Annotated in this window: 18 protein-coding genes; 3 read left to right on the forward strand and 15 right to left on the reverse strand. The window is 65.4% G+C overall.

The window, feature by feature from the left end; genetic code table 11:
• Positions 1–30: 30 nt before the first annotated feature.
• From JYP50_RS00255 to JYP50_RS00280, 6 genes are all read right to left on the reverse strand, one after another.
• Entirely contained in the window at positions 31–3309 is a 3279-nt protein-coding gene (locus JYP50_RS00255) for a caspase family protein (protein WP_206558449.1), read from the reverse strand.
• A 597-nt stretch (positions 3310–3906) separates the two neighbouring features.
• Positions 3907–5352, reverse strand: a complete 1446-nt coding sequence (locus JYP50_RS00260; RefSeq protein WP_206558450.1) for an autotransporter outer membrane beta-barrel domain-containing protein — start codon at positions 5350–5352, stop codon at positions 3907–3909.
• A gap of 309 nt (positions 5353–5661) precedes the next feature.
• A complete protein-coding gene (locus JYP50_RS00265) occupies positions 5662–5835 on the reverse strand; it encodes a hypothetical protein (RefSeq protein ID WP_206558451.1) in 174 nt (57 codons plus the stop codon).
• Positions 5836–5949: 114 nt separating this feature from the next.
• Positions 5950–6240, reverse strand: coding sequence for a hypothetical protein (locus JYP50_RS00270; RefSeq protein ID WP_206558452.1), 291 nt, complete (start codon positions 6238–6240; stop codon positions 5950–5952).
• Positions 6241–6310: 70 nt separating this feature from the next.
• Positions 6311–6613 carry a hypothetical protein gene (locus tag JYP50_RS00275; protein ID WP_206558453.1) on the reverse strand — a complete coding sequence of 101 codons (303 nt, stop codon included), beginning with the start codon at positions 6611–6613 and terminating at the stop codon, positions 6311–6313.
• 465 nt (positions 6614–7078) lie between these two features.
• Positions 7079–7387, reverse strand: coding sequence for a hypothetical protein (locus JYP50_RS00280; protein WP_206558454.1), 309 nt, complete (start codon positions 7385–7387; stop codon positions 7079–7081).
• Positions 7388–7813: 426 nt separating this feature from the next.
• On the opposite strand from JYP50_RS00280, the gene JYP50_RS00285 reads away from it, so the two are divergent.
• Positions 7814–8134: a hypothetical protein gene (locus JYP50_RS00285; RefSeq protein WP_206558455.1), complete on the forward strand. Its 321-nt coding sequence runs from the start codon at positions 7814–7816 to the stop codon at positions 8132–8134.
• A gap of 10 nt (positions 8135–8144) precedes the next feature.
• On the opposite strand, the gene JYP50_RS00290 is transcribed toward JYP50_RS00285, so the two are convergent.
• The 9 genes from JYP50_RS00290 to JYP50_RS00330 all read right to left on the reverse strand — a co-directional run bounded on the left by JYP50_RS00290 (position 8145) and on the right by JYP50_RS00330 (position 20068).
• Complete coding sequence (locus JYP50_RS00290) at positions 8145–9434, reverse strand: sigma-54 interaction domain-containing protein (protein ID WP_206558456.1); 1290 nt, start codon at positions 9432–9434, stop codon at positions 8145–8147.
• Positions 9431–12490, reverse strand: coding sequence for a peptidase domain-containing ABC transporter (locus JYP50_RS00295; protein WP_206558457.1), 3060 nt, complete (start codon positions 12488–12490; stop codon positions 9431–9433). The genes JYP50_RS00290 and JYP50_RS00295 overlap by 4 nt, the downstream gene beginning before the upstream one ends.
• A gap of 57 nt (positions 12491–12547) precedes the next feature.
• Positions 12548–13297, reverse strand: a complete 750-nt coding sequence (locus tag JYP50_RS00300; RefSeq protein ID WP_206558458.1) for a peptidylprolyl isomerase — start codon at positions 13295–13297, stop codon at positions 12548–12550.
• A 13-nt stretch (positions 13298–13310) separates the two neighbouring features.
• Positions 13311–14684 (reverse strand): HlyD family efflux transporter periplasmic adaptor subunit, encoded by a 1374-nt coding sequence (locus JYP50_RS00305; RefSeq protein ID WP_206558459.1) that lies wholly within the window; start codon positions 14682–14684, stop codon positions 13311–13313.
• Positions 14685–17123, reverse strand: a complete 2439-nt coding sequence (locus JYP50_RS00310) for an FHA domain-containing protein (RefSeq protein WP_206558460.1) — start codon at positions 17121–17123, stop codon at positions 14685–14687.
• Positions 17124–18608 (reverse strand): efflux transporter outer membrane subunit, encoded by a 1485-nt coding sequence (locus tag JYP50_RS00315; protein WP_206558461.1) that lies wholly within the window; start codon positions 18606–18608, stop codon positions 17124–17126.
• A gap of 182 nt (positions 18609–18790) precedes the next feature.
• Entirely contained in the window at positions 18791–19099 is a 309-nt protein-coding gene (locus JYP50_RS00320) for a hypothetical protein (RefSeq protein ID WP_206558462.1), read from the reverse strand.
• A gap of 69 nt (positions 19100–19168) precedes the next feature.
• Positions 19169–19477, reverse strand: coding sequence for a hypothetical protein (locus tag JYP50_RS00325; protein WP_206558463.1), 309 nt, complete (start codon positions 19475–19477; stop codon positions 19169–19171).
• Positions 19478–19729: 252 nt separating this feature from the next.
• Complete coding sequence (locus tag JYP50_RS00330) at positions 19730–20068, reverse strand: FHA domain-containing protein (protein WP_206558464.1); 339 nt, start codon at positions 20066–20068, stop codon at positions 19730–19732.
• 145 nt (positions 20069–20213) lie between these two features.
• Between JYP50_RS00330 and JYP50_RS21930 the strand changes: the two genes are divergently transcribed.
• Positions 20214–22082 (forward strand): patatin-like phospholipase family protein, encoded by a 1869-nt coding sequence (locus JYP50_RS21930; protein ID WP_206558465.1) that lies wholly within the window; start codon positions 20214–20216, stop codon positions 22080–22082.
• Positions 22079–22696, forward strand: a complete 618-nt coding sequence (locus tag JYP50_RS00340; protein WP_206558466.1) for an FHA domain-containing protein — start codon at positions 22079–22081, stop codon at positions 22694–22696. The genes JYP50_RS21930 and JYP50_RS00340 overlap by 4 nt, the downstream gene beginning before the upstream one ends.
• Positions 22697–22698: the final 2 nt, after the last annotated feature.

The raw sequence follows: 22698 nt of genomic DNA on the forward strand, positions 1-22698 counted from the left end.
GGCCGGCACCCCGGGGCGCCGGCCGGCGGGCTAGATTGCCTTGAAGAAAAACTCTCCCGATTCATGGCCGGCCAGGTGGACCGGTGCATATTGCGGTACCTGGGGCTGGTCGAGACCGGGGCTTTGGCGACTCATGCGCTCGAGGACATGGGTATAGAGCTGGTAGCCCTCGAGCAGGCCGTCGTTCTGTCGCAGGGCGGTGAGGAAGGCCCGGGAGAAGACCGAGTGTTGACCGCCGCCCCCGTCGAGAACCGGTTGCACACCGCCCGAGGTCAGGGTAATCCGCGCCCGGGTCTGGGCCATGACCTTGACCCATTCGTTGCGCAGGTCGTCATCCATGTCCTCTTCAAGCCTGGCGATAGGTGTCTGGGTCAGGGTGCCGGAGTAACAGGAGTCCGCCACCACCAGGATGTGCTTGGCCTCGATGGCATTGAGAATGTCGGTGATGGCCGTGTTGGAGATCCAGTTGATGTTGTTGTCCTGCTCGGCATCCACGGGTAACCAGTAACCCATGCCGTTGCGTTCGTCCAGCCGGCCGTGGCCAGCGTAATAGATCAGCAGGTTGTCGTCCTCGCCCAGGGTTTCCCGCAGCCGGTTGAGGGCGGCGAGAATCTCGTAGCGGCTGGCGTTGAGCAGCAGGGTGGTCTTGAACCGGTACTTGTCGCGCAGCAGGCGCTCGGTTTCCCGCGCGTCGTTCACCGCGGTGACCAGGGTGGACATGTGCTGGTAGTCGTTGTTGCCGATGACCAGGGCGTGGTAGTTGCCCAGCGGAACATCAAAGCCAACGCCCAGGGTGCTGTGGCGCTGGGTGGCGACAATCGGGGTGCGGGTGTTGCGCTCGCCGATGGTGTGCTGGTCGACAAAGGCGAAGGACACCGCGGCCCGATGGCCCTCGCGGTCAACCAATACCACCTCGACGGGTGTCGGGTCCTCGCCGATGGGCACCGAACTGCGAAACAGGTTGTTGTCGGTGACATCCACGGGTTGCCCGTTCACACTCAGGGACAACAGGCCGGCGGGCGCGGTAATGCGGCCGATGACCGGGCGCTCGCCCTCGAAGCTGCGCAGCCGCACCTGGGCCTGGCTGCGCGTCAGTACCACCGGGGGTTCGATGATCTCGATGGCGGGAACGTTGTCGGCCATGGCAATTAACTCGCCGGCTGGCGAGTCGACGCTGGACAGTTCGAACTGGTATTCGCGCGCCTGTTGCTCCAGTTCGGCAATCTGCGAGCGCTGCGATTTCACCAGGTCGTACTGGGACTCCAGCTGGGTCATCAGTTGTTCCAGCTCGCGCTGCTGGCGCTCGAGCGCCTTGCGGTGGGAGGCGTCCTGTCGCTCCAGCGCCTGCTGTCGTTCCGATTGCGCCATTTGCAGTTCGGCCCGGGTCAGCAGCAGCTGATGCTGCAACTCCTCGAACTGTTGTTCGCGGTCGGCGAGCATCGCCTGCATGCCGCTTTTCTCCCGCTGGTAGTCACTGCCCGCCGCCGCCATCCGCGAGGCGAGCTGTTCGGCGGACTCGCGCGCCCGCGTTAGCTGTTGCTGCTGGGCGTGGCTTTGGCTCTCAAGTTCGGCGAAGCGTATCTTTTCCCGGGCCAGGGCTTCGCTTTTGGCTTCCAGTTCACTCTGCAGGCGGGCCAGCTCCGGGGAGAGGCTGGCGTCGCGGGACTGCAGCTCCGCCAACTGCTGGCGCAGGCCCTCGACTTCGCCGCGTGACGCCGACAGTTCAGCGCCGGACGCGGCCAGGGCCTGTTGTAAGTCGTCCACTTGCCGGCGGTAGGCCTGTTGCCGCTGTTCGGAGGTGGCGAGGGTGGATTCCAGCGCCTGCCGCTGTTGCTCGAGCTGCCGATACTGGCGCTGCCGCTCCAGCAGCGCCTCGCTTCTTTGCGCCAGTTCCCGCTGCGCCGCCTGCAAGGCCTGGTTGGGTACAGCCTGGCTGGCGTGTTGATCCGCCAGGCGCGCGCGCAGGGCGCTCACTTGCTGCTTCGACTGATCGAGGCGCTGTTGTTCGGCGGCGATCCGCGACTGCAGGGTGTCCAGCTGGCGGCGATAGTCGGAGACCTGCCGTTCGCTGCTGGCCAGTTCGCCGGCCAGCGTATCCCGTTCCGTTTCGAGCTCGGCCTGCCGCATGCGCGCGTCGGTCAGTGCCGAGGTACTTGCCGTGAGGTCGCGCTGCAGTGCCTGCAGACGCGGCTCGGCGCTACTGCTGAGACGGGTCAGGGCCGCGCTGGTTTCGTCCCGGTCCTGCTCGGCACGCTGAACCTTGCGACGGGAGTCCCCCAGATGGCGCTGCAATTCCGCGATCTGCTCTTCGTAGCGGGCCTGCTGCGCTTCGCTGCGGGACAGTTCCGCCACCAGCGATTGCTGGCTGCTGCCCAGTTCCGCGTTTTGCCGGCTCAGCTGGCTCATCTGCAGTTCGAGTTCGCGGCGGTAGCCCTCCATTTGCTCGACCTGCGCCCGCAGTTCCCGCTCGCGGGCCGAGGGTTCGCCGCCGCCAGCCCCGAGGCCCTGTTGTGCGGCCAGGGCCTGCTCGAGACGGCCGCCGGTGCGCTGTAGCTCGGTGCGCGCGGATTGCAGGCGCGAGGACTGTTGTTGCAGCTGGGTCTCGACCCTGGACAGTTCGTGTTCCAGCGCGACGCTGCGCCGTTGTTCCTCGGCCAGCGCGGTCCGCACATCCTCATACTCGCCCCGCGGCACGTAGTCGCTGACCAGCGAGGACGCAAACATCAGGTTGTCGGAGACCAGGCCCGAGGCACTGCGGTAGAGATTGAGCGCCCGCTGTTTGTCCCGGGTAACGCCCAGGCCCTTTTCGTACAGGTGGCCGAGATTGATCTGGGCGCGGGAAAAGCCCTGGTCGGCCGCCTGCCCATACCAGCGGGCGGCGAGCTGGAAATCGGGCTGCAGGCCCAGGCCCTTCTCATAGATTTCGCCGACATAGGTCTGGGCGGCGGGATCGCCACTTTGCGCCAGTGGCATCCAGAAGCGCAGGGCGGTGCTGTAGTCGGCGCGGTCGTAGGCGACGTATTCGCCGCCCCGGATCTCGCAGTCGCTCTGGGCGGTCTTGATGGGGCGCCGCTGGGTGACGTAGCTAAAGCTGCCCCCCAGTTTGCGGACCTGGCCGGGTAGCAGGCAGTCGACGATATAGAACTGCCCGGAATCGCCGGATTGCCCCGCCCGACTCGCGCCGGTGTCGCGTGCCGCCGTGGTATCGCAGGCGCTGACTAGCAGCGCGCCGCACAGGAGAAAGGCCAGCCCCAGGGCTACAGGGTGTCCGGAGGCCGGTATGCATCTGCCAGTGACGTGACCGTTCATAGGAATTGCCCCCCTCGCGACCAGGAATCTAGGATAGCGCAGGCCCCGGAAGGCCGAAACCAAAGCGCTAGAGCGAAAAGTTTCGAAGACATAAAGCTTAATTGCCAACCAGTATAGGTACGGCCGGTCCAGGTACGGCCGGTCCAGGCACGGCCGCTGAGGGACCGGCACCCGGGCAGGGGGCGGTAGCGTCGGTATTGAGGTGGCAATCCTCATTCGGCGCTCGCCACAGTCGGTGGGCGCCGCCCGACCCGCGCGCCCGTTCGGCGCGCAAGATCGCGCGCAGCCGCGTACTCAACTCCAGGTAGTGCGTGAAGCCTATCCGGGGTGCCCGCGCACCCTGCATGCCGCTTGCGTAAAACTCGGCAAATCGTGCCATCCTGTTGCCTCCTCCTCGGGCGAGCTGTCCTGAGGGAATATGCAGGTGGCGTGCCAGGCTTCTCTCCGCCGCCGATGGCGACAGGCAAGTCTTTGAGATACCGAGGTTTTTCGGAATATGCCGAACGGTGCGACGGCGCGGTAACAGGCCCGTGTCGCGGTGCGCGTTGGCTTGGCGCCAACAGTTTTCTCCAGACTGTTGGCGCGGCGGCGAGAGCGTCAGAACGACACCCGGAAGCCCCCGGTAAAGATGTGCTGACTGACATCGTCCAGGCCCAGTACGGTGTCGTAATTGACGAACCACTGGGTGCCGTTGGCCAGTACCGAGCTGACACCGACGCTGAGTCCGAAGAAATCCTCGTCGGCGGCGCTGGAGCGGAAGCGCAGGACGTCATTGGTCGGGTCAAACACGTACTTCGCCGTAATGAGCCGCGAGTCGTCCTCGAATTCATGGTGCCAGGCGGCGGTGACATAGGGAGTTAATACCCCGTAGTCGACGCTTTGTACGTAAGTGAGATTGACGCCGAGTACACTCTGCCAGGATTCGATTTCCTGGTCGTCTACCTGCATGATCAGGGAGTCGAGATCCTGCGCCGGGTTGGCGGGGTCCGCGCCCTCGGCGCTGCGCTGCCGGGCGCGCTCGCGGTAGGCGTCGACCTCCGCGTCCACATAGTCGCTGCGCAGGAAATAGCGCGTATTCCAAGGCCCGCCGAGATGGTGGTTGAAACCGCCGCCGACACTGATGGCCAGCTGGTCGGAGTCGGTCGACATCTCCGCTGCCTGGTTGACGAAGCCGTACTGGATGGAGCGTTCGCCGTCGATTTCCGACTGGCTCCAGGCGACCGAGCCGTCGAAGTAAACATTGCCACTGTACCAGGTGCCGTACAGGGCGAGGGTGTGTGTCTCGGTGTCCTGCTCGCTGTCCCCGGCGCCGCCATTGCCGCTGGATACCGCGCCCTTGCCGTCGTCGATGTCGGCATCGGCGTCGACGTAGCCGTAGGCCACGCCCACCACCAGCGATTCACTCAGTCGGTAGTCGAGCCCGGTGGTGAGGCCGTAGGCGTCGAAATCGAACTGGTCCTCGTTTTCGTCGCCGTCCTTGTCGCCCGTGGAGTACACGCCGTTGAGGAAAAAGCCCCAGGGCGCCCCGTCGTCGACACCGGCGCTACCGCCGGTGTAGATGCCGTGCTCGGCCTGTGCCACGCCGCCGATGCTGACCCCGGTAACCCCGGCCCTGAGCGCCGAGAACCGGGTGCCCAGCTGGTCCTTGAGGGCGGTGTCGGTGTGATTGGAGCCGATGGTCAGGGTTTCTTCCGGTGACAGCCGCTGCAGTACTCCGGTGGCGTCGCCCTCGGTGAAGCCCTCGCGACCGATGTTGAATTTGGCCCCGCCGCAGCGATTGAGCAGGCGTTGTTGCGGCGCGTTGAGCTGGCCCTGGCGGTTCAGTTCCGCCATCTGCGGGCAGATCGTGTCGATATAGGTCCCGGTCTGGTGCTGCACCTCGTTGTCGGCGGGCACGTCGCCCAGCTTGCCATCGTCCCCCACCTGCTGCGCCTGTGCCGGCAGCACCAGGCCGGCAATACCGGCGGCGAGACAGAGCGTGGGTACAGTGCGAGCCGGCGTAGCCCCGCGCCACGGTCCTTGCAACGTTGTTGGAATTTTCATGGCGATCGTCCTTGTTTGATGATGTGAACAGACCATGGGTCAAGCAGAAACCACACCACAGCTGTTTGCGGCTCTTGCCCGCAAACATGGACACTGCATATCAATCACTGTCTCGATTGATGGCGTCATCGACCACCCGTGGCCAGTGACGCCGGCCGTTTTGCGACAGCCTGTTAAGAGTCTAGACCGGAAACGGCTCGCGTCCACCCCGACACTCCGGGGCGCGCGAGCCCGTCTGTTGGCGGGCCTGGATGGAAGGGGAGGGGCGGGACCGCGACCGCGGACGGGCGCGGCCTGTGTGCCGGCCCGCTAGCGCCGGGGTTTCAGCCGGAACAGCCGCAGGGGCTGGGGGGTCTTGCCCTGCCGGGCCTGCTGCCTGGCCAGCCGGTCGCGGGCGCTGCGTGAACCGCCGAGGATGGCGCGCATGGCCTCCCGGTCCAGCTCGAGGTCTTCGTTCAGGTCGTCGATGATGATTTTGGCCATGGTGCGAATCCGGATTTTCGAGGGGCGATCGCGGCCCGGGTTCATGAACAGTGTAGCACCCGCAACGGGAAAAGGAGGCCCGAGGGCCTCCCTGTGGTATCGCGGGCGGGGCGGCTAGACCGAGGTATTGCCGATGCCGCTCAGGTACATGTTGTTGTGCTGGTGCTGGTCCTGGTGCACCGGCGCGTAGCTCGTGCCGTTGCCGCCCAGGATCGCCTGGTTGTTGGTGACGGCGCCGGCGTTGGCCTGCTCCAGTTGCAACGCGAACAGCTGGTTCACATCCGCCACGCGGTTGTCGATGTGGGTGGAGGCCAGGACCGCGAAGGGATCAAAGCCGCCGCGGACTCCGGACAGTGCCTCGCGGTCCAATTCTTCGCAGTGTTGCAGTTCATTCAGTTTCAGCATGACGTCTTTCCTCGATGGTAGGGTGGGACCGCGCGGCATCGGCCGGCGCGGTCGGTGTTGCCCAGGGGGTTCAGCCGACGTGGATGTTGCCGATGTCGCTGACATCCATCCAGTTGTCCTGGTACTGGTCCTGGGTCACCGGCGCCCAGGTCGTGCCGTTGCCGCCCACCAGTTCCTGGTTGTTGGTCACGGTGCCCGCGTTGGCCTGGGCGAATTTGAAATCAAAGCCCTGGGTCGCGTCGGCAACCTTGCTGTGGATGCTTGTGGAGAAGTCCAGTCCGGGAAAGGGCAGGGCGCTGATACCACCGCGCACCGAGCGCATCTCGTCGCGGCCCATTTCCTTGCTCGTGCTCAGGTCAGTCATTTTCAACATGGTCGGTTCCTCTCGGATTGTGAAGCGGGTTGTCGGGGTGGAACGTACTGGCGTTCACGCCAAAGGTATTGCAGCAGCCGTGCCAAAAGCCGTGTTCAGCGGTAAAAAAACTTTAAGTCATTGAAATTTCGAAAGAAAAAATTTTCGATTCGATTCGGCATGGATTCCCCGGCCGTGTCGGCGTGCTTTATGTGGTGGTTCCAGGCAAACGCTACGGCAGAGCTGTTGGCTTGGGGCAAACGGGGCGCGCGCCGGTTCAACGGGATGTGCCCGCGGTTGATCGTCTTGCCGCGATGATGGGCGGGTAGGGGATGTCCCGGAGGAAGGCGACGCATCAGGTGGCGAGGGGGGGGTCGCGGGTCGCCTGGAGAGCGTTGTTGGCGGTGCGCGGGGCGAATGCGGGCGCCCCGGGGCGCAGGTGGGCGCTCCCGGGGCGGAGGGCGGGAAGGGGAGCGAGGCCCGGGGTCAGGCCACGTCGGTGTTGCCGATCCCCTCCAGCGCCATGCTGTTGGCCTGGGTCTGGTTCTGGTACACGGGGGCGTACACCACACCATTGCCGCCGTAGATCGCCTGGTTGTTGGTCAGCGTGCCGGTGTTGCTCTGCGCCAGGCTGAAACCGAATACCTGTTGGACGTCGGCCACCCGGTTGTAGATCGAGGTGGAGGCGTCCAGCAGGGCGGACAGCCGGGCCAGCCCGTCGCTGCCACCGCGCCGTTCGCGCATGTCGTTGTGGTCCAGTTTCTCGCAGTGCTTGAGGTCGGTCATGTGCAACATGGATGGGTCCTCGCGGGGATGGGTGAAATTGGCTTGCCGGAAGACCATTGCAGGCGGCGTGCCAAATCGAAGAAAACCCGCCCGAAAAATGACAAGCTATGAAAATCAAAGGGTTTTTTTGGGAGTGCCCGGCGGCGGGCCGCGGTCTGGATCGACAGCCGTCAACGGCTTGTGATCGCGTAGCCCCAACAGCTTTGTTGCCGGTGTTGGTTTTGGAAGAACACTAAGGCCAGCTCCGGGCGTCCGGCCGGGCGACCGGCGGCCATCCCGGCCCCGTATTGACGGGGCCGCGGGGAGATGCTGGACGCGGTGGTGTGTTTGGCACGCAATCTGCATCTGTACTTGCAGTAACGGTTTCTGGCGCGTGCGGAAGCCGCCCGCGGCAATGACGTCGCGGGGTGAAGCCCCGACCAGGGAGTAAAAACGATGAGCAGCCGAATCAACATTGATGACCTGTCCCTCAGCAGGGACCTCGACCGGCGCCAGCAGGCCGGTATTCGCGGGGGTGTGGCCGAGGCTTTCCTGTTTATGCGGCCGCCGGCCCGGCCCCAGGCGCCGGTGTTCAACCAGTTCGTGTCGATCGACACCTTCGAGGTGAACAACTACGAGACCCACAATTACATCGACCGCCTGATCAACCAGACGGTGAACCAGAACCAGCTCAACCTGGTCAGCGTCGAATCCGGCGGCGGCAGCGTCAGCGTCAGCGTTGACCAGGCACAGGCCGGCAGCAACGCCAATATCTAGCCGCGGTATCTCAGTCCGCCGAGGTACCCGACGTCTTTGCGTTTCCCGGGCGGTAATCCCGGGAGCGGATGCCGTGCTTTTTCAACAGTGTCTGCAGGTGCGAGCGATTCATGTCGATGCGGCGCGCCAGTTCCGCGACCTTGCCCTCCACCTCCCCCAGGGCGAGCTCCAGGAATGCCTTTTCCGCCTCGTCGCTGGCGGCCTTCTTGAATGCCGTCAGGGCGCCACCGGCGACCTCCACCGGGGGGCGGTCGCCGACTTTGACCGCGGCGGCGCTGGGGCGCAGGTGGTCGGGCAGGTGCACGATGTCCGCCGTGTCGCCCGCCAGGCAGGACAGGCGGAAGATGATATTGCGCAACTCGCGGATATTGCCGGGGTAATCGTGATGCAGCAGAAAACGCTGCAAGCGCGGGGTGATCTTGATCGGCGGCCGCTGCAGGCTCTCGGCAGCCTCGTCAAAAAAGAACTCGCACAGCAGGGGGATTTCGTCCTGGCGTTCCCGCAGCGGCGGCAGGGTCACCTGGATGACGCTCAGGCGGTAAAACAGGTCCTCGCGGAAAGCGCCCCGCTGGCTCAACTCCCGGAGGTTCTTGTTGGTCGCCGCCACGACGCGGGTATCCACCTGGGTGAGCTGGTCCGAGCCGACCCGCTGGATTTCGTTGGATTGCAACACGCGCAGCAGTTTCACCTGGCTCTGCAGGGGCAGCTCCCCCAGTTCGTCGAGAAAGATGGTACCGCCGTTGGCGCTCTCGAACTTGCCCCTGCGATCACTGGAGGCGCCGGTAAAAGCCCCCTTCTTGTGCCCGAACAGCTCCGATTCCAGCAGGTTGTCGGGAATGGCGCCGCAATTCACCGACACGTAGGGGCCGTCGACGCGACCGCCGTTGGCGTGGATGACCTTGGCCATCAACTCCTTGCCGGTGCCGCTTTCGCCGTCGATCAGTACCGGCAGGTCGGTGGGGGCGGCCTTCTCGGCAATTTCCAGGGCCTCCAGCAGGCGGGCGTTGTCGCCGAATACCCCCTCGAAAACGAAACTGCGGTCCAGCAGCGCCTGGCGGCGCTCGGCGGTGGTGCCGGGCTCGGGCGTATCGGCGCCGGTCGCGGCCTCGATGAAGCGCTCCTTGTGGGACAGGCGCATGACCTCGTCGCGCAGCGCGTTGCACTGTCCCAGCAACTTCTGGATTTCGGGACGCTCCAAGTGCGAGGCCCAGCGCAAGGTGGAGCTGAGAATTTCCACCTTCTCCAGCAGGCCCCCATAGGAAACCGACGCGGTGCGGTTTTTGACGTTGTACAGTTTCATCGGTCCGACATCTGCTTCTGCACCAGTTGGTAGTACATGCCCTGGCGGCTGACCAGCTCCTCGTGGTTGCCCTGCTCGACGATGGCGCCCTGGTACAGCACTACGATTTTGTCGGCGCCCATGATGGTGCTCAGGCGGTGAGCGATGACCACCGCCGTGCGGCCGTGCAGAATGTCGCGCATGTTGGCGAGGATGTTGCTCTCGGAGTGGGTGTCCAGGGCCGAGGTTGCCTCGTCGAAGATCAGTAGCTTGGGGTCGTGATACAGCGCCCGGGCGATACAGACCCGCTGCACCTGGCCGCCGGACAGGCCCATGCCCCGCTCGCCCGCGACCTGCTCGTAACCCAGGGGCATGTTGCTGATAAAGTCGTGGGCGTCGGCCATCTTGGCCGCTTCCACCACCCGGCGGCGGTCGGGGTTTTCCTGGCCGGCGGCGATGTTTTCGGTGAGGGTGCCGGAAAACAGCAGATTGGATTGCATCACGTAGCCAACCTGGGCGCGAAAATACTCCCGATCCACCTGGCCGATGTCGTAACCGTCGACCGTGATCCGGCCCTCCGTGGGCAGGTAGAAACCGACCAGCAGCTTTGCCAGGGTGGTTTTGCCGGAGCCGCTCTGGCCGACAATCGCCACCAGCTCGCCGGGCTGGATGTCCAGGCTGATCGCCTCCAGGACATAGGGTGTCTCGCTGCCGCCGTAGCGAAAGTAAACATCGTCCAGCTGGATGTGGCCGCGCATGTCGGGGAGCATCACCCGTGAACCGATATCCGCGGGCTTCTGCTCGGGCTCCATGTCGAGAACATCGCCGAGGCGTTCCATCGCGACCCCCGCGGCGTGCACCTGGTTCCACAGCTGGACCAGTCCCATCAGCGGCGCCATCACACTGCCCATCAGCGCGTTGAAGGCGATCAACTGGCCGATGGTCAGCTCCTGGGCCAGCACCAGGTTGGCGCCGACCCATAGAATGACCACCGTGGTTGCTGCGTTGAGGATCTGGCTGGCGAGACCGACGAAAATGCGGAACTTCTGCGCGCGGTACTGCACGCCCAGGGAGTGGGCGTACTTGCGTTCCCACTTCAGTCGCATGGCGCGCTCGATACCCATGCCCTTGATGGTTTCCACGCCACCGAGGGTCTCCATCAGCGCGGCCTCGGCCTCGGTGGAAGCGGTGAAGGCCTCCCGGGCGTACTGCTTCAGTCGCGGCGTTACCGCCACCGTCAGTACCAGGATCGGCACCACGAACGCCAGCAGCAACAGGGTCAGCTTGACGCTGTACAGGAACAGGATGGTGAGATAGATGAACACCATCAGCAGGTTGAGTATCGTGCTGATGGTGGATTCGGTGAGAAAGGCGCGAATGGTCAGGTTTTCCTGGAAGCGCGCGAAAATATCGCCGGTCTTGCGCTTGGCAAAAAACGACATGGGCAGTGACATCGCGTGCTTGAAGAAGTGCGACATCATCATGAAGTCCATGTTGCGCACCATGAACGCCGACAGGAAGGAGCGCAGCACCGCGGTGAGCTGGGAAAACAGGCTGGTGATGACAAGGCCGGCGATCAGCAGGTTCAGCAGCGGCACGTTCTGGTGCACGATCACCCGGTCGAGGATGTTCTGGATAATGATCGGGGGCACGACCCCCAGCAGCTGAATGACAAAGGTGGCCAGGAACAGGTTGGCGAGGATCTTCTTGTAGGGCTTGAGATAGCCGACAAAGCGCACCCAGGGCGAGCGGCTGGCGGCCACCTGCACCATGTCCGCCCCCGGGGAGAACAGCAGGCAGGTGCCGCTCCAGCCGCGCTCGAATTCCTGCACGGTCATCTTGCGAAAGCCCGGCCCGGGGTCCGCGACCCAGACGTGGCTCTTCGACACCCCGTATACGATGATGTAGTGGTAGCCCTCCCAATGCGCGATGAACGGCAGGTCGAAGCCCAGCAGGGAATCGAAGGTACACTGCACGCCGCGGGTGCTGAAGCCTAGCGACTCGCCCACCCGGGCCAGGCTGTCCAGGGTGGCGCCCTGGGTCGTGACATTGGCCATTTCGCGCAGTTTGCCCAGGGTGATGGGGATGCCGTAGTGCTTGCAGATCATCGCCAGGCAGGCGGCGCCGCAGTCCATCTCCTCGGCCTGCTCGATCAGCGGAAAGCGGCGGATCAGCCGTTCGCCCATGCCCGGGCGGTTTTTGAGGTCCAGCAGCAGTGGCCGGCGGCGCCGTTCGGCCAGGGTTTTCTGGCGCAGCAGCTCCCGGTCGAGATACTGGACGCGTTCTTCCAGGGCCTCGCGCAGGCGGGGATTGCGCTCCAGGATGAAGGCCACGGTCTGCGCCGGGATAACCAGCAGGACCGTGTCGGTGACCGCCAGCGCCGAGCTCATCTGCTCTTGCCCGAGCAGGCAGGCCCGCTCGCCGAAGACTTCGCCCTGGCGCAGGGTGGCGAGCGGGTATTCGCTGCCGTCCTCGGTGCGCTGGATCTTGACCTCGCCCCGTCGCACTACGTACAGCCGCCTGTCGTCGCGGTCGCCCTGGGTCAGAATCGACGTGCCCGCCTCGACCCGTTTGACTCCCACGCTGCTGATATAGCGCTCCAGTTCGTCCTTCTCCACCTTGCCGCGCAGGTCGAACAGGCGGGTCACGAAACCGCCGGCGGAGCTGATGGCGATGTAGCTGGTGACGAAGGTGCGCGCGGCCTCGTTGCGCTGCAGCAGCGGCTTGAAGGCGGCCCCCGGAATGTACAGCAGTTCGGTCTTGCCGGACGAGCGCGCGGCGGATTCCAGGCGATGCTGGCGGATGACGGACAGCTCGGCGAAAACCTCGCCGGGTTTGCGCACGCCGAGGCTGACTTCCTTGCCATGCTGTTCATTGAACAGACGAACGGCCCCGGTGCGGACGATATAGAGGCCGCTGGCTTCATCGCCGACATCGGCGATGGTTTCACCGAACTTGTAGTGCCGGGTCTCGGCGACCGCCGCAAGCTGCCGCAACTCCTCCGCGGAGAACGCCGACAGGAATTCCACGTCGTTCAGGAAGTCCTGGGGCGAGCCCGAGTGAGCGGCTTCATTCAATGTGGCATCTCCGGTCATTGTCCTGTCGCGCAATGGGCCTCACTGCCAGTGCCGGCTTCACAGCATCTCGATGCGATGCTCTTTGGCGCGCGCCGCCAGCCACTCGTCGCGCAGCATGCGGCGTATTTCGGCGGCGGTCTCCTCGTCCAGCTGCGCGCCCTGCCTGGCGTCGATGCGAAACAGCTCGAAGTGATCCTTGCCGGTGGCGAAGGGGCCCTGCACCGTGCCGACCTCGGCGTTGAAGACTTTGGACTCGATTTCCGGGGGCAGCGAGCCGCGCAGGACCTTGCCGATGCGCCCGCCGCGCTCGGCGGTATCGGCGACCGAGTGCTCCCGCGCCATCTCCTGGAAGCTGTCCGGGTCATCCTGCAGGTAGGAGAGCATTTCCCTGGCGCCGCCTTCCGAGTCCATTGCGATGTGGCTGATCTCGACGCTGTCGAAGCGCGGCGAATGCAGTTGGAAATAGTCCTTCACGGTGTCTTCGCCGACCGCCAGTGCCATCGCCTTTTCGTGGCGCAGCATGTCGACCAGAAAGGCTTCAAAGTCGTCCAGGCTCACGCCGAGGGCCTTGAAGTACTCGCTGGTGTCCTGCGCCCGGTGTAGTCCGTGAATTCGGCGAAACTCGTTGGCGCGCTGCTGTATCTCTTCGTCGCTGACCGTGATGCCCTGCCGCCGCGCGGCGTGCACCACCAGGCGTTCGCGCAGGATGTCTTCCATCAATTGCTCGAAGCGGCCGTTGAGTTTGAGCAGCTTGATAAAATCGTCGGTGGTGAAGACTTCGTCGTCGATCTTGACTATGTCTGCCATAGGCCTTTCTCCTTCAGCCCTTCAGGCGCCGGAAGGGGTCCAGCGCGAGGTCGATCAGGCGCCGTTCGCGCACCACCACCTCCGCGGTCGCGCGCATGCCATAGCGCAGCGGTATGTGCTCCTGCCCCACGTCGAAGTAGGTCCTGGCCAGGCTGACGCGCGCGCGGTAGGCGGCGGCCTGGCCCGCCCCGGAACTGCGGGTGACCGGCGATATGTATTCCAGGGTGCCGCTGATGAAGCCGTAGCGCTGGTAGGAAAAGGCATTGAATTTGATTTTTACCGGTTGCCCGACTTCCAGGAAGGCGCGATCGGCTTCGGCCACCTCGATTTCGAGGACCGGTTCGGCATCGGTGGCGGCGATGCCGCCGAGGGGGGTGTTGGCCTGCACCTTGTCGCCGGGCTGGGTGTAGGCCACCTCGGTGATCACTCCGGTCTCCGGGGCGAGGATACGCAGGAAATTATCCTCGTCGATGTTGTCGAAGGTCACGCGCGAAGCCGCCTCCGCCTCGAGTTCGGCCCGCCGCAGTTCAGTGGCGACCTTCTGCTCCTCGTAGGCCATGGTGTCCAGCAGGTTGTCGCGTTCGATCTGCAGTTCGGTGAGCTGCTGGTCGCTGCCCTCCAACGCGGCTTGTGCCTCGGCATATTCGCGACTGAGTTGAAACTCCATCTCCCCCAGGCGCGCCTCGGCCAATTGGTGATTGGCGCGGGCGGCGAGCAATTCGCTGCGCTTCTCCTCGACCTGGTTGCGCGATATGCCGCCGCCGCCCTCGCGCGCGAACAGCCGCTGGTAGCGCGCCAGCTCGTCCTCGGCGACCTCCAGGGCGCGGCGGGTTTTATCCAGATTGCCCCGCGCCTCCTCCAGTTTTGCCTGTTGTGACTGGGCCAGCTTGCTCATGCCCTCGGCGATGCGCTTCTCGTGTTCGGCACGGGCGATGTCGATCTGCCGCTCCAAGGCCCTGGCCTGGCGCTGCATCAATTCCTTGCGCGCCGGGAAGCGCTGGGTTTCACGGCGGGCGTTGGCCAACTGCAACTCGGCTTCCAGCGCATTGGCGGCCACTTGAATGGCGCCGCGCGCGTTGAGCCGCGCCAGCACATCGCCCTCGGACACCGGTTGCCCTTCCGAAACGAAGATGTCCACCAGCTCGCCCTCGATGGGGGCGTAAAAACGGCGGACCTCGGAGTTGGGCGCGAGTTGCCCCGGGGCGCTGACAATGACGTCGGCCCGGCCGACAAAGGACCAGGCGAGGGCGGACAGCAGCAGGCCCACCATCAGCGCAATCAGCCAGAAGATCATCCGCGAGGGCTCCGCGGCGAGGATGGCGATGCCCTCCGAGCTGTGATCCTCCAGTGCCTCGCTCAGGGGCTTGAGTCCCGTTCCCGTGTCCATTTACGGGTTCCGTTCCGGGGCCGCGGTTTGTTGCGCGCCATTGCTCACGGGCAGCAGGGCCAGCTTTGCATCCAGCAGGGCCGGCGGCAGTACCATGCTGAGTTGTTCCAGCGAGCGCCGTTGCAGGTTCAGCTCGGCGACAATGTCGGCGTATAGCGAGGTTTGTCCGGCGGTTTCGCGCACACTGAGTAGCCGATACACCTGCCGGCCAGTGGCGGCGGAAGAGAACGCGTCGCGCAGCAGGACAGACTTTTGCTCGAATTCGTCTGACACACTCTCCTCCAGCCTCAGCAGGCCACGTATGCCGCCGCGCTCGCGGTAGTCACGCCAGGCGCGGTCCGCGTTTTGCCATGCTTCATCCGCGCGCTGGCGGGCGGCGCCCCGGTGGGCGCGAAAGTCGCGGGACAGGGCGGCGACGAAGTGTCGGTCCCGGTCCGGGTCGAGGCGGCTGTAGAAACGCACCAGGCGGTCGCCGTACTCAGATCCGCCCCGGTATGTTTGCAGTGTAGCGTAATCACTGATGAGCTGCCGTTTGGCTTGCAACTGCCGCGCCGCGAAGTCACCTCCGGGCTGGTTTCGAAGCCACTCCAGCTGATCCAATGCGCGTTCGAGTTCGCCGTCGCGCCAGTCGCTCGCGGCGGTGGCATAGGCCGCGAGAATGTCGGCCGAGGGTAGCGTTCGGGACTGCAGGGCCTCTACCTGGCGCTGGAAGGGCGGGGTGGAAAACGCCGACCGCTCCACCAGCCCCGCGGCCCGCACCAGCTCGCCGTCATTGACCGCGGCCTCGACCGCCAGGTATTGCTCCAGGTCGGCGCGCAGGGTGTCGATGCCGCCCAGCCTCGGGTACTGGCGCTCGAAATCCGCGAGTTCATCGCGCAGCGACGCCGCATCGCCACTGGCCAGCGCCGCCTCCACCCGCTGTTTGAGCTTGTCGCCGGCGGCCAGGTAAACCGAACGGTCGTTGCGCAGGCTGCGCAGCTGGCTGAACACCTCCCGGTTCATCGGTTCGAACGTCGCCACCTGTTCGGCAATCATGCCCATGGCGCTGCGATGCGCCACCCGGTCGCGGTCCCACCACTCCAGCAGCTGTTCGAGGCGATCGCCGTCGTCGTACAGTCCCACCGGGGCGCCGAGCCCGCCGCGGCGGTCCACGAACTGCTGCAACTGGGTGATCCACTCCAGCAGGTCGAGCAAGCTGTCGTTGCGCGGGGAGTGGCTGGCCAGGGGAGCGGCCCCGTGCACCAGCTGCCGGGCGCCGGCGTAGTCCTGTTGCGACAGCCGTTGCTGCCAGTCCGGCACCAGGTGCCGCAGCAGCGCGCGACTGGCCAGAATCGACAGTGATTCCGAGTCGGGCGCGCGTGCCAGGGCCTCGTTCGCCCGGCGCGCCGCCAGGCCTGCCTGCCCGCTGTCCAGCAGTTGCCGGATTTCCGCCTCCTCTGGTTGCAGGTAGTGGTAGGCGATGCCGCCGGCCAGTGCCAGCGCCAACAGAAAGGGAAGGGCGAAACGCCCCCGTCGCGTGTGAGTGGGGGCGCCGGCCAGGGCCTCGCGGAATTCCCCGAGCAACAGGCGCGCGCGCCGAATGGGGCCGGCCCGGCGATGGTCGGCAACCGCGCCGGATGGCGCCGCTGGCTCGGCGGAGGCGGCGCCGGCCTCGGCCCGGTCATCCAGTTCGACGCAGAATATATCCAGGAATGAATCCGCCGCGGAGATAAAGCGGGTGTTACCCTCCGCCGCCGGGCCGGCGCCGGCGGAGTCATCGCCGGACTCCCCCGCGGCGCGCTCGCGCAGCCGCACCGTATACTGGAAGTGGTCGCCGCCAAAGCCGAGCAGGTCACCGCTCGCCAGCGGGCGCGCGTGTTCGTCCAGGCGCTCGCCGTTGAGGGTGGTGCCGTTGGTGCTGCCGAGGTCTTCCAGGTAGAGCTGGCCGCCGCGGCTGAATATATGGGCGTGGCGCCGGGAGAGGAAGTCGAGCTGCCGCGCGGCTTCCCCACCCCCGGTTTGGAAGGCCTGCTCGTGTTTCCCTACCAGGAAGGGAAACCCGGTTACCACGATGGGTTCCAGCGCCGGTTCCCCCGCCCGGGGCAGCAGCTCCAGCACCGGCGCAGGCGCCTCGTTGGCCGCATGTTGCTCCTGGTCCAGGATGTCCACCCGGTAGGCCAGTTGATTGGCGAAACAGAGAGTGTCCCCCGGAAACAGCCGCATTGGCCTGAACTCGACCTGTTTGTCATTGAGGCGGGTGCCGTTGCGACTGCCGAGATCGGCGATATAGGCGCCGCCATTCTCGATGAAAATGCGGGCGTGACGCCGGGACAGGTGCTCGGTCACCGCGGGCGCATAGGAGGCGAAGGGCTCTTCGGCGCGACCCACGGCAAACAGGCCGTTGTCGATGACAATGTCATCGAGGCCATCGCGCGACTGGGGTTTAAGTATCAGCCGCATCTAGTTCACGCTGCCCGGGGCGTCGGCGGCGCGAACTTGCTCTGCAGGCCAGCCACCGCCCAATGCCTTGTACAACTGGACGGTGTCATCCAGTAGCTGGCGTTGATTGGACAGCAATGCCAGTTCCGCCGACAGCAGGGAGCGCTGCGACTCCAGCACTTCCAGCTGTGATACCAGGCCCTCGCGCAGCTGCGCTTCCACCTCGGCGGCGACCCGTTGCAGCTTGTTGCGCAAAGCGACAATCTGTTGCCGCTGTTGCCGGCGGGCGTCGAGATTCACCAGCGCGTTTTCCACTTCCTCGAAAGCGCGGATCACGGTCCGCCGGTATTCCTGTTCCACCACCCTGGAGGAGGCCTCGCTGACTTTGATGCGCGCGCTGACCGCGGGATCGAAGATCGGGATGCTGATGGTCGGCCGCAGACCGAGGGTCCATGACTGCAGCAATCCACTGAGGTCACCGCTGGTGGTGCCGAGCCCGGAGGTCAGGCTGAAGGACGGCAGCCTGGCGAGCCGCGCCTGTCCCACCAGTTCGTGCGCCTGCAGTACGCGGTATTCCGCGGCCACGATGTCGGGGCGACGGGTGAGCAGGTCCGAGGGCAGGCCGCCGGGTACCGCGACCAGCGAAATATCGTCGCTCAGGTTGCCCGTTGGGACCCGCAGCTCGCCCGCCGGCATTCCGAGCAGGGTGGCGAGGGCATTTTCCGCCAGTGTGCGCAGGCGCTCCAGTTCCAGCAGGCCGTTGCGCAGCGCATCGATTTCCGCCTCCTGCTGCAATACACGGGTTTGCGGCGCGACCCCCTCGTCGTGCAGTGAGCGGTAGATGCCGGCGATCTGTTCGTTGCGGACCAGGGCCTGCCGCTGCCGGTACAGTTGTTCATCGTATTGGCGCAGGGTGAAATAGAGGCTGGAAAGATCGGAGATCAGCGTCAGGTAGCCCGCGCGCCAATCGGCGCCGGTGGCGCGCAACTCCGCTTCCTGCGCCCGCACGCCCTTTTCCAGCTTGCCCCAGATGTCCAGCTCCCAACCGATGGCGGTGGCGCCGCTGTAGCTGGTGACGGCCTGTCCGCCGCCGCTTTGCTGGGCGTTCGCACCCAGCGCCGCATCCACGGTAGGCAGGCGCGCGGCGTTGGCCTGCCCGATGGCCGCCTCGGCGACCCCGATCCGGGCGCCCAGTATCTGCAGGTCGATGTTGTTGTCGAGGGCCCGCTGTATCAGCTGGTCCAGGTAGGGATCATTGAACCCGCGCCACCAGTCCGGCCGCACCGAGTACTCGTCGGCCACCTCGACCCCGAGGCCGTCCCGCCAGGTGGATTTGCCCGGGGAGTCCGGGCGCTGGTAGTCCGGGCCGGCGAGGTTGCCGCAGGCGGCAATTCCCGCGATCAGCGAACCGCCAATGAATTGCCGCAGAAACCGGGCAGCGGATGCCCCCCGAAGGCTGGAGTTGGTCCGGGGTTCGGGTTGCCGCTGTACCATCACGTTTCCCATACTCCGATTCCGTCGATCTCTCGGTAAGGCGCGGGCCAGACAGCAAAAGACATAGCGGAAGGGCTACCAAAAAAAGCTAGACCATGGCCCCGACAGCGTCAACAGCGCCGCCCCGCGCGGGTTTGCACAAAAAAGCGCGAAGGCCCGGAGGCCTTCGCGCCACGGTCGCGGTGACGCCGGTCCTAGCTGACCCAGGTGTTGCCGATATCGAACAGGTCCATGTAGTTGCTCTGGGTCTGGTGCTGGCTCACCGGGGCGTACACGACACCGTTGCCGCCGCTGATGGCCTGGTTGTTGGTGACCGCGCCGGCATTGGCCTGGGACAGTCCGAAGCCGAAGGCCTGGTCCACGTCCGCCACGCGGCTGTCCACGCGGGTGGAGAAGTCCAGCAGGGCGGACAGTCGCTCCTGTGCCAGCGTACCGCCCTTGATGCCGCGCATGTCCTTGCTCTCGAGTTCCTTGCTGACGGAAAGGTCGTTGTATTTCAGCATGATCGTAATCTCCTGGGGGTGTGGGTCGGGGCGGCGAACCGCCCCGGCTTGTTCAGTTGCGCGGTGGGTTTACTTGCTGAAACCGCCGCCGACTGTGGTGTTGCCGATGTGGTCGAGGTACATGTCGTTGTACTGCGACTGGGTCTGGTCCACCGGCGCGTAGATCACGCCGTTGCCACCGCCGATGGCCTGGTTGTTGGTCACTTCGCCGGCATTGCCCTGGGCCAGTTTGAAGCCGAAGATTTGGTCGACGTCGGCTACCTTGTTGCTGATGGACGTGGAAGCCAGGATGGCGAAGGGGTCAAAACCGCCCCGCACCTCGTGCATTTCCTTGCGCTCCAGTTCCTTGCTTACAGTCAGATCGGTCATTTTCAACATGGTCGGTTCCTCTCGGTGTGCTTGAAAGCCTGTGTTTATGAACGTCTTTCCCGTTCACACCAGACTTATTGCAGAGGCCGTGCCAAGATGGGGCTGGTATCGAATAATTTTTTTAATTTATTGAAAAACAAGGAGAAATTTTTTACTGCAGTGGGTGCTTGCCCGGTGGTTGGCGGTGCCGGTCGGCGCTGCCCGGCCGGTTCGCCGTGTGAAATCCCAACACTTCGGGCGACGGTGTTGGTTCCCGGGCAACTAGTCGGCGGGCAGGTCGAGCTGGGTCGCCAGTGCCTCTTCGGTCGGCGCACCGTCCGCCTGGTAGATGAGGATATTGCTGGCGATGAAAATGGCGTCCCCGGCCCGCAGGCGGTGCGGGGCCGTTAGCGGCTCGCCGTTGACCCGCGTGCCGTTGCGCCCGAGGTTCTCGATGGTGTGAGCGCCCTGGTGCGCGGCGATGGTGGCGTGCCGGCGCGACACCCGCGCATCGGCCAGTTGTACCTCGCATTGCGGGTCGCGACCCAACTCGATGCGGTCGCCCTCGAGCTTGATCGAGGCCTGCAGGCTGTAGTTGACGTAGAGGTCCAGGCGCGCCATGGCAGTTTCCCGGGTACATTACCGTGGATGGTAGCACGCGAGCGGGGCAGCGGGTGCGCGGCGGGAGCGAGGCTATACTGGTTGGGAATCGTCCCAGGCAATTATGCCTCCCGCGGAGGGCGCCGTGGCCATGAGCGCAGATTCGATGTCCGATAAGTCCCCGCGGGACAGCCTGCGGCACTGGCGCCTGGAGCACCTGCAAATTTACCTGGACCGCCTGTTTGGCCCCTTTGGTCCGATCCTGCCCCATGTCATGCGGGACATCCAGGGGGAGCTGACCTGGATCAGCCTGCAAAGCGGCGACAGCCTGTACCGGGCCGGTGACGACTGCCGCGGCGCCTACCTGCTGTTGCTGGGGCGCCTGCAGATCGTCGCGCTCGGCGATAGCGGGGAGGAGCGGGTCGTGGGCAGCGTGCTGGAGGGCGAAACGGTTGGCGAAACCGCGCTGCTGACCGCCCGCGTGCACGGCGACACGGTCTACGCGGCGCGCGACTGCGAGTTGGTGCTGTTGTCGCCGGCCTGTTTCGAACTGATGCTGCAGCGCAACAGCAAGGCGGTCTACAAGCTGGCGCGTATCGTCTGCGACCGGGTATCCCCCGGCGGTCGGGTTTCCCATCCGGCGTCCAGCCCGCCGGTGCGCGGCATTTGCCTGCTCGGCGCCTCCGGCGAGGTGGGCTTGTCGAACTGGGTGGCGGAGCTCGAGGCCGCCTGTGGACACTACGGTTCCTGCCTGAGAATACGCCGCGGCGATGTGCTGCGGGAGCTGCGGGCCGACGACAGCGTGCTCCGGGACGAGCGCGGTGTCACCCGCCTGCAGCTCACCCAGTGGCTGCGCCAGCAGGAGGACCGCTGGCGCTACCTGCTGTACGAGGGCGAGGCCGGCTGGTCGGCCTGGAATGCCCACTGCGTGCGTCACAGCGATACCGTGGTGGTGGTGGCGGACACCAGCCGGCCAGCGGATTTGCGGGCGCTGGATGCGCACCTGGCCCGGCCGCGCATGCGCTGGCGCCTGGTGTTGCTGCACCCGCCCGGCACCGATCGCCCGCGACAGACCCAGCAGTGGTTGCGGTGCTGTGACGCGGCCGCCATCTACCACGTGCGCCGCGGCCATGCCGGTGACCTGGGGCGCCTGGCCAGGCTCTTGACCGGCAATGCCGTGGGTGTCGTATTCAGCGGCGGCGCGGCGCGCGGCTTTGCCCATCTGGGCGTGCTGCGCGCGCTGGAGGAACTCGGTATCGCCATCGACATGGTCGGCGGCAGCAGCATGGGCGCCACCGTCGCGGCGATGGTGGCCCAGGGCGCCGGCTATGACGAGGTGAAACAGCGCTGCCGGCAGGCCTACCGGCGCAAGCTGATTGATTACACCCTGCCCCTGGTGGCCCTGGCGAGCGGGCGGCAGATCAATACGGCTATTCAACGGCAAACGGGGGACTGGCGGATCGAGGATTTCTGGCTGCCCTTTTTCTGCGTGTCCACGAGCCTTACCCGGGCGCGGGCGGTGGTGCACGACCGGGGCAGCGCCTGGCGGGCGATACGCGGCAGCATCAGTATCCCGGGAGTGCTGCCGCCGGTGTCGTACCGCGGGGAAATCCTCGTGGATGGTGGCGTACTCAACAATCTGCCGGTGGACGTCATGCGCGAGATGAATCCATTCGGGCAGATTATCGCGGTGGATGTTTCCGCCCCCAGCGGTCCGGTTGCCGCGGCGGAACTCAAGGCCGAGGTCTCCGGTTGGCGGCTGCTGGCAAGCCGCCTTTGGCGGCGAATGGCGCGCGGTGGCTCGCCGGGCATTGTCCAGACCATCATGGACTCACTGATGGTCGGGTCGTCGTTGAATCGCCACCGGAATTTGGAGCGGGGCCTGGCGGATCTGTATCTCAACCTGCATTTGGAGGGTATTGGTATACTGCAGTTCGAGGCCCAGGACGAGGCCGCGCAACTCGGTTACGAGGGTGCCATTGAGCGTTTGCGGCAGTGGCGGGCGCGGCGGCGTAACGAGGAGGGGCGGCGGTGAGCTTACTGCCCAAATTGAGCCGGCTGATCGTGGAGCTGTCGCGGCGGCGGGTGATTCGTGCCGCGGGTGTCTACCTGGTGACCCTGTGGCTGCTGGCCCAGGGCGTGGCCGATATTTTCCCTGCCTTCGGGCTGCCGGACTGGAGCGTGCGATCCTTCGTCGGGGTGGGGCTGCTGTTACTGCCCGCGGTCATCGCGCTGGCCTGGCGCTACGATATTACCCCCGAGGGCCTGGTGCCCGATTACGGCCTGGACGATACCCAGTCGACGCTGACCGACGTCGGCGACAGCGGGATTATCGCCGTCAGCTGGACCGACTGGCAGGCCGGGCGACAGACCCGCCGCTTCGACAGCGAGTTTACCGTGGGCCGCGCCCCGGAAAACGTCATCCACCTCGAGGACAAGCGCGTCAGCAGGCAACACGCGCGGTTCTACCTCGACCACGGCCACTGGTGGGTGGAGGACCTGGGAAGCGCCAACGGCACCTTTGTCGACGGCGAGCGAATCCAGCGGCGGCGCCTGGAGGGCGCCGCGGTGGTGCGCCTGCACCGGCAGGGCCCCAAGCTGATGGTGGACGTTCGCACGCCCGGGCTGTCGGACTCCAGCATCGGCTGAGC

This window comes from Parahaliea mediterranea (assembly GCF_017255185.1).
In the GTDB taxonomy this organism is placed as follows: domain Bacteria; phylum Pseudomonadota; class Gammaproteobacteria; order Pseudomonadales; family Halieaceae; genus JAFKCZ01.